Consider the following 12,031-nt stretch of genomic DNA (forward strand, 5'->3'; position numbering starts at 1 on the left):
GTCCACCCCGGTCTCCGGGGCGCCACGTTAGCGGGTAGCAAGCGGCACGCCAAGGGTGGATGCCCGCGGCCCCAGGGCTTGCCCTCTGGGGGGCCCGGCCCGCACGGTGTTCCAATAGGGGCCTCCATGCCCAGCGTTCCCGATCCCTCCACCGCACCCTGCCCCTGCGGCCGCACCGACCGCCGCGACAAGCCCATCGCCTACGCGATGTGCTGCGGCCGCTACCTCGACGACTTCGAGCACACCCCCGCGCCCGATGCCGAATCGCTGATGCGTTCGCGCTATACGGCCTTCGTGCGCGAGCGTGCCGAGTACCTGCTCGGCACCTGGCACGCGAGCACGCGGCCGGCCTCGCTCGACTTCGAGCCGGACGTGCGCTGGCTCGGGCTCGACGTGCGCGGCCGCTCGATCAGCGATGCCGACCATGCCGAGGTCGAGTTCGTCGCGCGCCAGCGCGGCGCCTCGGGCACGGCCTCGCGGCTGCACGAGCGCAGCCGCTTCGTGCGCGAGTCCGACGACGCGGGCCTGTCGCGCTGGTATTACGTCGACGGCGACCTGCAGGCCCGGGCCTGAGCCTCGGCATTGACGCGGGCGGTTGACGGCGCGCCCCGGCGCTCGCACAATCAGCCCCGCTCCCGGGGTGCACGCATGTGGCGTGCTGAGATGGCAAAGCTGCCGACCCGCGAACTTGATCCGGGTCATACCGGCGTAAGAAGAGCTGCACTCCCTGGCTTCGGTCCGTCGTCCCTCCCCATCCGGGATGGCGCCCCCAGCCCACCGAGCGATTGCGGAGCACCCTTTCCATCCACAAGGAGTGCCCCGCATGAATGCCCCGACAAGTTCACCTCCCTGCTCTCGCTCACGCGCGAGCCCTTCCCCGCGTCGCACAAGTGCGTCATCCCCGGCAGCCGGCCCGACCTGTTCGTGCCGGTGCGCGACGTGAAGCTCACCAACGGCGAGACCGTGTCGCTCTACGACACCTCGGGCCCCTACACCGACCCGAAGGTCGAGATCGACGTGCGCCGCGGCCTGCCCGACGTGCGCGGTGCCTGGGTCGTGGAGCGCGGCGACACCGAGAGCTACGAGGGGCGCGTGCACCATGCGCTCGACGACGGCGCGAAGAACGAGGACCGCGATGCCCAGCGCCTGGCCGAGCTGCGTGCCGGCGCCTCGGCGCTGCAGCGCACGCCGCGCCGCGCGAAGTCGGGCGCCAACGTCACGCAGATGCACTACGCGCGCCGCGGCATCGTCACGCCCGAGATGGAGTACGTGGCGCTGCGCGAGAACGGCAAGCGCGAATGGATGGCCGAGTACCTCGCCAACGAGGAGCGCGCGAAGCGCGTGGCCGGCAACCCCATGGGCGCGAGCATCCCGCGCATCATCACGCCCGAGTTCGTGCGCGACGAGGTGGCGCGCGGCCGCGCGATCATTCCCGCCAACATCAACCACCCCGAGGTGGAGCCGATGGCGATCGGGCGCAACTTCAAGGTGAAGATCAACGCCAACATCGGCAACTCGGCCGTCACCTCGAGCATCGAGGAAGAGGTGGAGAAGCTGGTGTGGGCGATCCGCTGGGGCGCCGACAACGTGATGGACCTGTCGACCGGCAAGAACATCCACACCACGCGCGACTGGATCGTGCGCAACAGCCCGGTGCCCATCGGCACCGTGCCGATCTACCAGGCGCTCGAGAAGGTGGGCGGCGTGGCCGAGGACCTGACCTGGGAGATCTACCGCGACACGCTGATCGAGCAGGCCGAGCAGGGCGTCGACTACTTCACCATCCACGCCGGGCTGCGGCTGCCGTTCATCCACCTGACGGCCGACCGCATGACGGGCATCGTCTCGCGCGGCGGCTCGATCATGGCGAAGTGGTGCATCGCGCACCACAAGGAGAGCTTCCTCTACACGCACTTCGAGGACATCTGCGACATCATGAAGGCCTACGACGTGAGCTTCTCGCTCGGCGACGGCCTGCGCCCCGGCAGCGGCGCCGATGCCAACGACGAGGCGCAGTTCGCCGAGCTGCGCACCCTCGGCGAGCTCACGCAGATCGCCTGGAAGCACGACGTGCAGACCATGATCGAAGGCCCGGGCCACGTGCCGATGCACATGATCCAGTCGAACATGGACGAGCAGCTCAAGCACTGCCACGAGGCGCCGTTCTACACCCTGGGCCCGCTGACGATCGACATCGCGCCGGGCTACGACCACATCGCGAGCGCGATCGGCGCGGCGATGATCGGCTGGGCCGGCACGGCGATGCTGTGCTACGTGACGCCGAAGGAGCACCTGGGGCTGCCCGACCGCGACGACGTGAAGCAGGGGATCATTGCCTACAAGATCGCGGCGCATGCGGCGGACGTGGCGAAGGGGCACCCGGGGGCGCGCTCGCGCGACGATGCGCTGAGCAAGGCGCGCTTCGAGTTCCGCTGGCAGGACCAGTTCAACCTGGGGCTCGATCCGGATACGGCGCGCGAATTCCACGACGAGACGCTGCCGAAGGATTCGAGCAAGGTGGCGCACTTCTGTTCGATGTGCGGGCCGAAGTTCTGCTCGATGAAGATCACGCAGGAGGTGCGGGAGTACGCTGCGGCGAAGGGGGTGGCGGAGGCGTTGGCTGTGGAGACGGGGATGGAGGAGAAGTCGAAGGAGTTCGTGGCGGGTGGGGGGGAGATGTACATCCCTATTCGGGCGGTCTGAGGGGTTCTGCCTTTTTGCTTCTTGCTTAGGTCGTTGGCCGGGACTCGCCCCGGCGGGCGACTCACTTTTCTTGTCTCGCCAAGAAAAGTAAGCAAAAGAAGGCGACCCCACTGTCTGCGACCCCTTCGCTGCGCTACGGGGCAACCTGCGGTGCTCGCGTTTCGCGGGGTCTCGCAGAACTCGCTTCGCTCAAACAGCTGCGAGCCCTGATCCGCGAAACGCTGCGCTCCTCGGCGCAGCCAGAGGGGGGTGGGTCGGGCCATCGCTTCGCTCGGCCATTCGGTGGTGGCCGGGCCTTCGCTTTGCTCGGCCGGTACCATCTCCCCATGTCTTCTTTTCCTTTCGCCGCGGTTCTCTTCGACTGCGACGGTGTCCTCGTCGACTCCGAACCCATCACCAACCGCGTGCTTGCCGAGATGCTCGGCGAACTGGGCTGGCCGCTCACCACCGACGAATCGATGCGCATCTTCACCGGCAAGGCGGTCAAGGACGAAGCCGACCTGATCGAGTCGAAGACCGGGTTTCGCATCACGCCCGAATGGCTGCACGGCTTTCGCGAGCGCCGCAACGAGGCGCTGGAGCGGGACCTGACGGCGATTCCGAATGCGCCCGCCGCGGTGCGCGCGCTGTTCGAGCGGCTCGACGGACGCATCGCTTGCGCCTCGGGCGCGGATCGCTTCAAGGTCGAGCTGCAGCTCGAGAAGGTCGGCATCCTCGACTGCTTCGCGGGACGGGTCTTCAGCGGGCACGAGATGCCGCGCTCGAAGCCGGCGCCCGACGTGTATCTCGCGGCGGCGGCGGCGCTGGGCGTGGATCCGAAGCGCTGCGCGGTGGTCGAGGACACGGTCACGGGCGCGATGGCGGGCGTGGCGGCGGGCGCGACGGTGTTCGGCTACAGCACGGGCGAGTCGGGCCACAGCGGGCCCGCGGCGCTGCGCAGCGTCGGCGCGGTGCAGGTGTTCAGCGACATGGCCGAACTGCCGGCACTGCTCGCGGCGCACCGGCCCATCGGCTGAAGCGAACACCCACCGGCGGCAGGGCTGCCGGCTTTCTGTTCGAATCGAATCACGCCCGGCCGCCCGCGGCGCCGGCCCACCCTCCAATGCCCACCAGGAGCCCCCGCGCATGACCTCCGAGTACAAGACCGAACAGCCCGACCGCAGCGAACTCGACGCCCTGCAAGGCCCCGCGGTGGTCGAGTTCGGCACCAACTGGTGCGGCATCTGCAAGGCCGCGCAGCCGGACATCGCCGCGGCCTTCGCGCAGCATCCGGGCCTGCGCCACATCAAGGTCGAGGACGGCAGCGGGCGTCCGCTGGGCCGCTCGTTCGGCGTGAAGCTGTGGCCCACGCTGGTGTTCATGCGCGACGGCCGCGAGGTCGCCAAGCTGGTGCGGCCCACCGACAGCGCCTCGATCGGCGAGGCGCTCGCGAAGATCGCGCAGCCGGCCTGAGGCGTCTTCCCGTGGCATCGCGCGCGGGTTAATCCCGAGCGCCAGGCATTTCGCGCCGCGCCGCCGGCCGCCACAATCCCGGCATGCAGCCGACGCCGCCGCAATCCACCTGGCAGGTCTCCGATGCCGCCCTCGGCCGGCCGTCGTCGGCCGTGCTCGACCTGCGCGCGGTCTCGCTGCTGCTCGATGCGCCGCGCGACGCGGCACCGGCCCGCGCGATGCTGCATTTCCTCAATGCGCTGCTGCCGGTGGAGTTCATCTCGCTGGTGTCGCATGGCGACGAGGCACCGGCGCAGATCGAAGGGCACGCGTTCCACGCGGCCACGCCCAACGTCACGCGCGAATGCTTCGCGCAGTACCGGCGCCACTTCTACCGCTTCGACGACGCCACGCGCATCGCGCGGCAGATGCGCGTGCAGACCCGCGAGTCGGCCGCGATGACGGTGCTGCACATGCGCTCGCCCGACATCCCCGATGCCGGCTGGCGCCAGCAGATCTACGAGCGCGAGCATCTCTCGGAGCGACTGGCGCTGCTCTACATGCCGGCGCCGCGCACCGCGTTCTCGATCAACCTCTACCGCAGCGAGGCCATGGGCCGCTTTGCGCCGCAGGAGATCGAGCGCGTGCTCGCGGTGTCGCCGCTGCTGCGGCAGGTGCACCGCAACCTGGTGGGCGCGGGCGGCGTCGGGCCCGACATGGACACCCGCATCGCGTTGGCCCGCGCGCGCATCGCGGCGCTGGCGGGCGCGCTGAGCGCGCGCGAGCTCGACGTGGCGGCGCGCATCGCCTGCGGGCTCACGGCCGACGGCATCGCGGCCGACCTCGACATCGCGCCCTCGAGCGTGGTCACGCTGCGCAAGCGCGCCTACCTCAAGCTCGGCATCCACGACCGCGCCGCGCTGGTGCGGCTCGCGGCCTGACCCTCCCTCGCTGATCGCCGCTCTCGTTGTCTTCGCCGTCCCCTTCGCGGGGGACGCGCCACCCGGCCGTTCGCCCCACGATCGCGGCAGCGGCGGGCACACGATCTCGCCGCACACGATGGAGACGAGAACGCGCATGTTCATCCGCAACTGCTGGTACGTGGTCGCCTGGGACCACGAGATTCCCGCCGAGGGCCTGTTCAACCGCACCGTCATCGGCGAGCCGCTGCTGCTGTACCGCACCGCGCAGGGCGAGGTGGTGGCGCTCGAGGACCGCTGCTGCCATCGCCACGCGCCGCTGTCCAAGGGCCGGCGCGAAGGCGACTGCGTGCGCTGCGGCTACCACGGGCTCAAGTTCGATGCGCGCGGCCTCTGCGTCGAGGTGCCGGGCATGGCGACGGTGCCGCCGCGCGCACGGGTGCGCAGCTATCCGGTGGCGGTGCGCAACCGCTGGGTGTTCGTGTGGATGGGCGAGGCCGAGCGCGCCGACACGGCACTGCTGCCCGACAACTTCTCGTGCGACCACCCCGAGTGGCGCCACATTCCGGGCTACCTGCACTACGACACGCCCTACCTGCTGATCTGCGACAACCTGCTGGACTTCTCGCACCTGAGCTACGTGCACGAGAAGACGCTCGGCGGCTCGACCGCGATCGCGCAGGCGCGGCCCGAGATCGAGAAGATCGAGCGCGGCCTGCGCGTGACGCGCCGGGTGGCGAACGTGCCGCCGCCCGCGCACTGGGCCGGCGCGCGGCCCTTCGCGCCCGATGCGCGTTTCGACCGCTGGTTCGTCTATGACTTCGTGCTGCCGGGCACGCTGCTGATGCAGTCGGGCGGCCGGCCGGTGGAGGACGCCGAGGGCGACATGCGCCATGCCGTCGAGCTGCACAGCTGCCAGACCCTGACGCCCGAGACCGAGACCAGCACCCACTACTTCTTCCAGCAGGCGCACCGGCCCTCGCTCGGCGGCGAGCAGCTCACGCGCACGCTCTACGACAGCCTGATCGTGGCCTTCAACGAGGACCGCGACATGATCACCGCGCAGGCCCGCAACATCGAGCACGCGCCCCTGCTGCCGATGCTGCCGCTGGCCATGGATTCGGCGCTGGTGCAGTTCCGCCGGCTGGTGGCGCAGGCGCTCGAGGACGAGCGGCGGAACGAGGTGCCCTCGCAGCCCGAGCGCGCCGCGAGCTGCTGACGCGCGGCGCCAGACAACACGAGAACCCACGAGGAGACAAGACCCATGCTCAAGCTGCTTTCGATCGCCTGCGCCGCGCTGGCCTTCGCCGTTCCCGCCGCCGCCCAGGAGGCCTACCCGTCGCGGCCGATCCGCATCGTCGTGCCCTATCCGGCCGGCGGCGCCACCGACTACGTGGCGCGCACCGTCGGCGAGCGCCTGTCGAAGGCGCTGGGCCAGCCGGTGGTGGTCGACAACAAGGCGGGCGCGGCCGGTGCCATCGGCGCCGCCGAGGTGGCGCGCGCCAAGGCCGACGGCTACACGCTGCTGATGACGATCACCGACTCGCAGATCAACAACACCGCGCTCTACCGCACGCTGGCCTACGACCCGCGCAAGGACTTCGCGCCGATCACGCAGATCGTGCGCAGCCCGGCGCTGATCTCGACCCATCCGGGCTCGGGCCTGCGCAGCCTCGCCGACCTCAAGGCCAAGGCCGGGCCCGGTGGCGCGAAGCTCAGCTATGCCTCCTGGGGCATCGGCGGCCTGGGCCACCTGGCCGGCGAGAGCCTCAACCGCAGCCTGGGCGGCGGCATGGTGCACGTGCCGCAGCGCGGCGAGGGGCTGGTGGTCACCGACCTGCTGTCGGGCACGGTCGACATCGGCCTGTCGTCGGTGGCGAGCGCGATGCAGCACGTGCCGGGCGGCAAGATCGTGCCGCTGGCCGTGCTCGGGCGGCAGCGCTCGAGCACCTTGCCGCAGGTGCCGACGATGCACGAGCTGGGCTTCGACGATCCGCTGTACGACAGCAACGTCTGGATCGGCCTGCTCGCGCCCGCGGCCACGCCGAAGCCCATCGTGGAGCGGCTCGCGAAGGAGGTGCGCGAGGTGGTGGGCACGCCCGAGGTCGGCCAGCAGTTCGTGGCCCGCGGCTTCGAGATCATGAACAGCACGCCCGAGCAGTTCGCGAGCGCCTACCGCGCCGAGTTCGACGTCATCACGCGGCGCATGCGCGAACTGAGCATCGAGGCGCAGTGAGCGCCGCGGCTCAGCGCTTGCCGGAGCGGCGCGCGGCCTGCGCCCTGTGGCGCCGCTCGGCCAGCGCGATCGGGATCAGCGCCCAGGCCTTGGCGCCATCGAGCGGCGCCACCGGCACCAGGTTGAGCAGCGCGAACACGAGGTTGAAGTAGCCGAGGAAGGCGATCACCGGGCCGAGGCCGCGCACGCTCGCGAGCGGCGTGGTGGCGGCCAGCGCGATCAGCGGCAGCGCCACCGCGAGCTGCGCGGCAACACCGCCCCAGGCGACGATGGCCTCGTCCTTGTGGCTGTAGGGCTCCTCGTAGTCGCACACGCCATGGATCACGCCGAGGTAGATCGCGAACGGCCGGTAGCCCATGCGGCGGGCGAAGCCCGCGTGGCCGGCCTCGTGCAGGAAGATGATGCCGAAGTAGGAGACGATGGTGACGACCGCGAGCAGCGGCGTACGGATGCACAGCAGGAACAGGCCCAGGCCGAGCAGAAGGGCGGACCAGTGGATGTAGACCCGGGCGCCGAAGACCCGGAGCCTGCGAATCCGCGTGTAGCCGTTCATGGAGGGAGGTCCCGGGTGCGTGACGGTCCGGGCGCGGGCGTGGCCGCCTGCTGCCGGAAGTCCCTGGGCGCGAGTCCCGTCCATTGCAGGAAGGCGCGCGAAAAGCTCTTCTCGTTGCGAAAGCCCGCCGCCAGCGCGACCTGCTTGATCGGCCGGTGGGTGCGCCGCAGCAGGTCGACCGCGAGCTCGTGGCGCACCTCGTTCTTGAGCGCCTGCAGCGAGCTGCCTTCCTCCTGCAGCTGGCGGTGCAGGGTGCGGCTCGACACGTTGAGCAGCGTGGCCAGCGCCTCGGCGGTGGTGGTCTCGGCGGCGCGCGAGCGCAGCAGCTCGCGCACGCGCTGGCCCAGCAGCCGGTCGCGCCGGTACTGCAGGATCGTGAGCGGCAGCGCGCGCTTGAGCATGGTGCGCAGCGCGCGCTCGTCGCGCTGCAGCGGCAGCGCGAGGTAGCGCTCGTCGAAGGCGATGCTCGCGCGCGCGGCGTCGAAGCGCACCTCGGGCGTGAACATCGCCGCGTAGGCGTCGCGGTGCGGCGGCGCGGGAAAGGGAAAGCCGGCCTGCCGCAGCGAGATGCGCGAGTCGATGGCCCAGCACATGTAGCCGTGCATGAAGCGCAGGCTGGTCACGAGGCAGAACTCGCGGAAGGCCGGGTCGAGCGGGCGGTTCTCGCCGATGCGCAGCGTGGCCACGCCGCCCGTCACCTCGAGCGCGAGGCCGATGTCCTCGGTCAGCAGCCGGTGGTGGCGGCACCAGCGCTTGATCGCCACGCCGAGGTCGGGCGAGGTCAGCGAGGCGCGGCACAGCATGCCGTAGCTGCCCCAGGGCAGGCGGCGCGAGAACCAGCCCAGCGCCTCGTCGTCGAGCTCCTGCATCGCGTGGCCCGACAGCGCCTCGAACTGTGCCGCCGTCACGCGCGCGCCGGGCCGCGCGAGCTCGCGCGGCGTGATCTGTGCCGCCTTCAGCGCCTCGGACGGGTCCTGGCCGTAGCGCTCGTAGCCCTTGACGATGGCTCGCACGAAGGCCATCGGCGTGACCGCGCGGGCGGGGCGGAGGAAGGAGGGGGAGGACATGGCGAGGCGGAGCCGGCGTGGCGCAAATTCCAACCATTGTGGCGCCAATTGCGGCGCCGCGAGGCGTAAGCTGGCGCCTTTCCAGCGCGTCGTGGCGCGGGCAGCCCCACGCGCCGGCCCCCTTCAGAGGAGACAACACCCATGCACGATCCCGGCCTGAACTTCGACCTGGGCGAGACCATCGACTCGCTGCGCAGCGCGATCCAGGACTTCGCCGCGAATGAAATCGCGCCCCGCGCCGCCGACATCGACCGCGAGAACCTGTTCCCGCACGACCTCTGGAAGAAGCTCGGCGACCTCGGCCTGCACGGCATGACCGTGAAGGAGGAGTACGGCGGCACCGAGCTCGGCTACCTCGCGCACATCGTGGCGATGGAAGAGGTGTCGCGCGCCTCGGCCTCGGTCGGCCTGTCGTACGGCGCGCACTCGAACCTGTGCGTGAACCAGATCCACCGCAACGGCAGCGAGGCACAGAAGAAGAAGTACCTGCCCAAGCTGGTGAGCGGCGAGCACGTGGGCGCGCTGGCCATGAGCGAGCCCAATGCCGGCTCCGACGTGGTCAGCATGAAGCTCAAGGCCGAGAAGAAGGACGGCTACTACGTGCTCAACGGCGGCAAGATGTGGATCACCAACGGCGGCGACGCCGACACGCTGGTGATCTACGGCAAGACCGAGCCCGAGATGGGCGCGCGCGGCATGACCGCCTTCATCGTCGAGAAGGGCTTCAAGGGTTTCTCGGCCGGCACCAAGCTCGACAAGCTCGGCATGCGCGGCTCCAACACCTTCCCGCTGTTCTTCGACAACTGCGAGGTGCCCGAGGAGAACGTGCTCGGCGGCGAGGGCCAGGGCGCGAAGGTGCTGATGAGCGGCCTCGACTACGAGCGCGCCGTGCTCTCGGGCGGCCCGCTGGGCATCATGGCGGCCTGCATGGATGCGGTGCTGCCCTTCATCCACGAGCGCAAGCAGTTCGGCCAGAGCATCGGCGAGTTCCAGCTCATGCAGGGCAAGATCGCCGACATGTACTCGACCTGGCAGGCCACGCGCGCCTATGTGTACGCCGTGGGCAAGGCCTGCGACCGCAACGACCATGCGCGCACCTTCCGCAAGGACGCGGCCGGCGCGATCCTCTACTCGGCCGAGAAGGCTACCTGGATGGCCGGCGAGGCGATCCAGGCGCTCGGCGGCGTGGGCTACACCAAGGAATTCCCGGTCGAGCGGCTGTGGCGCGACGCCAAGCTCTACGAGATCGGCGCGGGCACCAGCGAGATCCGGCGCATGCTGATCGGGCGCGAGCTGTTCGCCGAGACCGCATAAGCCGCCGTTCCCTCTCCCCGCGGGAGGGCGCAGACCAGGAGACAAGGACATCAACATGACTGCAGCACTGACCGAGAGCTACGGCAAGGGCGCCACCGACGTCCCCCTCATCGAACAGACCATCGGCGACTTCTTCGACGACATGGTCGAGCGGCAACCCGATCGCGAGGCGCTCGTGAGCCGCCACGAAGGCCTGCGCTTCAGCTACCGCGAGCTGCAGGCCGAGTCGGACCGGCTCGCCAGCGCGCTGCTGAAGCTGGGGCTCGCGCCGGGCGACCGCGTGGGCATCTGGTCGCACAACAACGCGCCTTGGGTGCTGATGCAGATCGCCACCGCCAAGGTCGGCCTGATCCTCGTCAACATCAATCCCGCCTACCGCACCGCCGAGCTCGAGTACGCGCTCAACAAGGTCGGCTGCAAGGCACTGGTGACGATGGCGCAATTCAAGACCAGCGACTACCTCGGCATGCTGCAGGAGCTCGGCCCGAAGCGGTTGCCGCAACTGGCCCACACCTTCTGGATCGACAAGGCCGGCGAGGGCGCCGAGGTGCCCGGAATGCGGCGCTTCTCGGCGCTGCTGGCCAGCGGCGACGTGGCCGATCCCCAGGTGGCCGCGGTGCAGAAGACGCTGAAGGCCGCCGACCCGATCAACATCCAGTTCACCAGCGGCACCACGGGCTTCCCCAAGGGCGCGACGCTGACGCACCGCAACATCCTCAACAACGGCTTCTTCATCGGCGAGTGCATGAAGCTCGGGCCGGACGACAGGCTGTGCATCCCGGTGCCGCTGTACCACTGCTTCGGCATGGTGCTCGGCAACCTGGCCTGCCTCACGCACGGCTCGGCCATCGTCTATCCGAACGACGGCTTCGATCCGCTGACCGTGCTCGAGACGGTGCAGGCCGAGAAGTGCACCGGCCTGCATGGCGTGCCCACGATGTTCATCGCCGAGCTCGACCATCCGCGCTTCAAGGAGTTCGACCTCTCGACCCTGCGCACCGGCATCATGGCCGGCTCGCCATGCCCGATCGAGGTGATGAAGCGCGTGGTCAGCGAGATGCACCTCGAGCAGATCACCATCGCCTACGGCATGACCGAGACCAGCCCCGTGAGCTGCCAGAGCAGCACCGACACGCCGCTCGACCGCCGCGTGTCGACCGTGGGCACGGTGCAGCCGCACCTCGAGGTGAAGATCGTCGACCCCGAGACCGGCGAGACCATGCCGCCGGGCCAGTCGGGCGAGCTCTGCACGCGCGGCTATTCGGTGATGCACGGCTACTGGGACGACGAACCCAAGACGCGCGAGGCCATCGATGCCGAGCACTGGATGCATACCGGCGACCTCGCGACCATGGACGCCGAGGGCTACGTCAACATCGTGGGCCGCATCAAGGACATGGTGATCCGCGGCGGCGAGAACATCTATCCGCGCGAGATCGAGGAGTTCCTCTACCGCCATCCCAAGGTGCAGGACGTGCAGGTGGTGGGCCTGCCCGACCGCAAGTACGGCGAGGAGCTCTGCGCCTGGATCATCGCCAAGCCCGGCCAGAGCGTCACCGAGGAAGAGGTGCGCGAGTTCTGCAAGGGCCAGATCGCGCATTACAAGGTGCCGAAGTACATCCGCTTCGTGCCGGCCTTCCCGATGACCGTGACCGGCAAGATCCAGAAGTTCAAGATCCGCGACGAGATGAAGGCCGAGCTCGGCCTGGACGAAGCGCGGACTGCATGAATACGGGGTCCGGACGCAGAGGACGCGAAGGTTTCGCGAAGGACGCAAAAGGACAGCCAAATCTTTTGATTGAATTCT

At 69.6% G+C, this 12,031-nt stretch carries 11 protein-coding genes and 1 riboswitch; of the genes, 9 read left to right on the top strand and 2 right to left on the bottom strand.

Going from position 1 to position 12,031, the window contains the following annotated elements:
* Nucleotides 1–126 precede the first annotated feature (126 nt).
* The 7 genes from ACHMXE_RS14830 to ACHMXE_RS14860 all read left to right on the top strand — a co-directional run bounded on the left by ACHMXE_RS14830 (nt 127) and on the right by ACHMXE_RS14860 (nt 7,290).
* Complete coding sequence (locus tag ACHMXE_RS14830) at nt 127–573, top strand: YchJ family protein (RefSeq protein ID WP_395349929.1); 447 nt, start codon at nt 127–129, stop codon at nt 571–573.
* Nucleotides 574–626: 53 nt separating this feature from the next.
* Nucleotides 627–731, top strand: a riboswitch (TPP riboswitch).
* Between the two features lie 118 nt (nt 732–849).
* Nucleotides 850–2,703 carry a phosphomethylpyrimidine synthase ThiC gene (gene thiC / locus ACHMXE_RS14835; protein WP_395352682.1) on the top strand — a complete coding sequence of 618 codons (1,854 nt, stop codon included), beginning with the start codon at nt 850–852 and terminating at the stop codon, nt 2,701–2,703.
* A 326-nt stretch (nt 2,704–3,029) separates the two neighbouring features.
* A complete protein-coding gene (locus ACHMXE_RS14840) occupies nt 3,030–3,719 on the top strand; it encodes an HAD family phosphatase (RefSeq protein ID WP_203203023.1) in 690 nt (229 codons plus the stop codon).
* A 109-nt stretch (nt 3,720–3,828) separates the two neighbouring features.
* Nucleotides 3,829–4,155: a thioredoxin family protein gene (locus ACHMXE_RS14845; protein ID WP_395349930.1), complete on the top strand. Its 327-nt coding sequence runs from the start codon at nt 3,829–3,831 to the stop codon at nt 4,153–4,155.
* Between the two features lie 83 nt (nt 4,156–4,238).
* On the top strand, nt 4,239–5,075 hold the full coding sequence (locus ACHMXE_RS14850; protein WP_395349932.1) for a LuxR C-terminal-related transcriptional regulator: 837 nt from the start codon (nt 4,239–4,241) through the stop codon (nt 5,073–5,075).
* 136 nt (nt 5,076–5,211) lie between these two features.
* On the top strand, nt 5,212–6,273 hold the full coding sequence (locus tag ACHMXE_RS14855; RefSeq protein WP_395352684.1) for a Rieske 2Fe-2S domain-containing protein: 1,062 nt from the start codon (nt 5,212–5,214) through the stop codon (nt 6,271–6,273).
* 45 nt (nt 6,274–6,318) lie between these two features.
* On the top strand, nt 6,319–7,290 hold the full coding sequence (locus ACHMXE_RS14860) for a Bug family tripartite tricarboxylate transporter substrate binding protein (protein ID WP_395349934.1): 972 nt from the start codon (nt 6,319–6,321) through the stop codon (nt 7,288–7,290).
* Between the two features lie 10 nt (nt 7,291–7,300).
* Here the strand turns inward: ACHMXE_RS14860 and ACHMXE_RS14865 are convergent, their stop codons facing one another.
* Complete coding sequence (locus ACHMXE_RS14865; RefSeq protein WP_209543855.1) at nt 7,301–7,843, bottom strand: hypothetical protein; 543 nt, start codon at nt 7,841–7,843, stop codon at nt 7,301–7,303.
* Nucleotides 7,840–8,910 carry an AraC family transcriptional regulator gene (locus ACHMXE_RS14870; RefSeq protein ID WP_395349935.1) on the bottom strand — a complete coding sequence of 357 codons (1,071 nt, stop codon included), beginning with the start codon at nt 8,908–8,910 and terminating at the stop codon, nt 7,840–7,842. Before ACHMXE_RS14870 ends, ACHMXE_RS14865 begins: the two co-directional genes overlap by 4 nt.
* Before the next feature lie 141 nt (nt 8,911–9,051).
* Between ACHMXE_RS14870 and ACHMXE_RS14875 the strand changes: the two genes are divergently transcribed.
* Together ACHMXE_RS14875 and ACHMXE_RS14880 are read left to right on the top strand one after the other, a co-directional pair.
* A complete protein-coding gene (locus tag ACHMXE_RS14875) occupies nt 9,052–10,224 on the top strand; it encodes an isovaleryl-CoA dehydrogenase (RefSeq protein WP_057590699.1) in 1,173 nt (390 codons plus the stop codon).
* 55 nt (nt 10,225–10,279) lie between these two features.
* Complete coding sequence (locus tag ACHMXE_RS14880) at nt 10,280–11,953, top strand: AMP-binding protein (protein ID WP_395349938.1); 1,674 nt, start codon at nt 10,280–10,282, stop codon at nt 11,951–11,953.
* Nucleotides 11,954–12,031: the final 78 nt, after the last annotated feature.

Source organism: Variovorax sp. UC122_21, assembly GCF_044056785.1.
Lineage (GTDB): Bacteria > Pseudomonadota > Gammaproteobacteria > Burkholderiales > Burkholderiaceae_C > Variovorax.